The 2,214-nt window shown below is 67.4% G+C and carries 2 protein-coding genes; both read right to left on the minus strand.

Translation table 11 applies throughout. The features are described 5' to 3' along the window. Nucleotides 1-627 (minus strand): hypothetical protein (locus QN345_RS18150; protein WP_323505176.1); only part of this gene is annotated, 627 nt, incomplete at its 3' end. After that, entirely contained in the window at nucleotides 624-2,066 is a 1,443-nt protein-coding gene (locus QN345_RS18155; protein WP_322140615.1) for a polysaccharide biosynthesis tyrosine autokinase, read from the minus strand. The genes QN345_RS18150 and QN345_RS18155, both read right to left, overlap by 4 nt. Between the last annotated feature and the right edge of the window lie 148 nt (nucleotides 2,067-2,214).

Below are 2,214 nucleotides of genomic sequence, written 5' to 3' on the forward strand. Positions count from 1 at the left end.
GTCGTAGGTGGCGAGGGAGCGACGGTACGGGTCTTCGATGTCGTCGTCGGCCGGGTCGGAGGGCGGTGGGGTGAGGCCGCGGCTGGCCGCGATTTCGGCAATGTAGGCGCGGAGGGTGTCGGCGGCGGTGAGAGGCACCGCGGCACCGTCGTCGCCGCGGTGTTCGCTGGTGTCGCTGACTGTGCTTGCTCGTTCGGCGGCGGCGTGTTCCGCTGCGGCGAATTCGGCGTCGCGGAGGCCGTCGATCAGACGGGCGAGCTGGTTGAGGGTGAAGGCGTAGCGGGCAGCGCGCGGGTAGAGGGAGACCACCTCGCCACGGTGTTCGCGGTCGGCAGTCACGACCAGGTCGGCGTCGGCGACGAGCCGCGCAGTGAGCTGCCGGGAGACGTGGGCGCGCGGGTCCCCGCCGTAGCGCACGGACAGGGCGGCGGCTTCATCGGGCATGCCCTTGCCGACCATGGCATAGGTGCCGGCACTCGTCACGAGTACGGGGATACCGGCGTTCGTGAGTCGTGTGGTGAGCAGCTGTTCGGCGAGCGGCGAACGGCAGATGTTTCCGGTGCAGACGACCAGAATGCTGAACGGAGGCTCGGCGGCTGGGGCCGTCGGGTCTGGGTCAATCGTCAATTTCGCACCTTCACCTTTCGGACCCCATTTCGGGGGGTGATGTCCACAGTATCGGCATCATCGGCGCCATAACCATAGCCGTAGCCATAGCGGCCGTAACCCGAGGCATCCGCCCCCGAGGTCGGCAGCATCGTGAGGACGAGCCCGGACACCGAGGCCCCGACGTTTCCGAGTGCGGCGATGGCGCCGGTGAGCTGGTTCTTGTGCACGCGACCCGCGGCCACGACGACGAGGGCGCCGCCGACGCTCTTGGCCAGGATGGCGGCATCCGTCACCGGGAGCAGCGGCGGGGCGTCGAAGATGACGACGTCGAAGTTCTTGTTGAATTCGCCGACGAAATAAGTCATCCGGGCGGAGCCGAGCAGTTCGCTCGGGTTGGGCGGCACCTGGCCGGCCGGCAGCACGAACAGTTTGGAGCGCCCCCACGGCTGGATGATGTCGGCCAGATCGGCGCGGCCGACGAGAAGGTCGGTGAGGCCGACGGTGCCGTCGATGCCCATGTAGTCGGCGATCTTCGGGCGGCGGAGGTCGGCGTCGACGAGCAGGACGCGGGCACCGGAGTCGGCGAGCGCGATGGCGAGGTTTGCCCCGGTGGTGCTCTTGCCCTCGCTCTCGATCGACGAGGTGATCACGAAGCTGCGGTCCGTGCGGCCGACGTCGAGGAACTGCAGGTTGGTGCGCAACGTACGGAAGCTTTCGGCCCGCGGGCTGCGCGGGTCGACGTGCACGATCAGGGGTCGGTCCTGGGCCTTCGAGTCGAAGACGATGCCGCCGAGGATGGGGATGTCGGTGACCTGTTCCACATCGCGCTCGTTGCGGATGCGGGTGTCGAGGGTTTCGCGGAGTACCGCGGCACCGACGCCGAGGGCGAGGCCCACGAGCAGGCCGAGGGCGATATTAAGAGGTACGTTCGGGCTGACCGGGGCGCTGGGTACGGTGGCTTCCTGCGCCCGGGTGAGCTTGACCGGGGAGACGCCGGCGACGCCGGTCGCGGTGGACTCGGGGGTTTCAATGGTCTGCACGACGGCGGCGAGACTGATCGAGATGGCGTTGGCGATGTCGGCGGCCCGCACGGGGTCGGTGTCGCTGACCGCGATCTCGATGATGGACGTGTCGAGCGGGGCGGATGCCGTGACCTGCTTGGCGAGGTCATCGGCAGTGATGCCGAGCCCGAGGTTGCCGATCACCGGCAGGAGCACGATAGGGGCGGCCACGAGGTCGGAGTAGGTCTTGACCCGCTGCACCGAGAAGCTGTTGCCCTGGGCGAGGTCCTGAGCGGTGCCAGTGGACTGGGTGGACACGAAGACCTTGGCGGAGGCACTGAATTTCGGGGTCTGCATCAGCGAGTACGTGGCCGCGGCCGCGACGGCGACGAGCACGAAGATGAGGATCATCACCCAGCTCTTGTGGAGGATGCGAATGTAGTCGCGAAGTTCCACTAGGCGGCCTTTCCTGTGTTGACTTACTTTTGGCGCACGGCGGCACAATTCGTGCGCCCCTGACATGTTGTCACATAAGGTTCGCGCTCTCCGTCCGTGACTGGGCAATGTGCCCGAATGGGGGTCGGGGATCTAGGCAAATGGGGGT

Origin of the sequence: Cryobacterium sp. 10I1 (genome assembly GCF_035019805.1) — a bacterium.
GTDB classification, from domain to species: Bacteria; Actinomycetota; Actinomycetes; order Actinomycetales; family Microbacteriaceae; genus Cryobacterium; species Cryobacterium glucosi.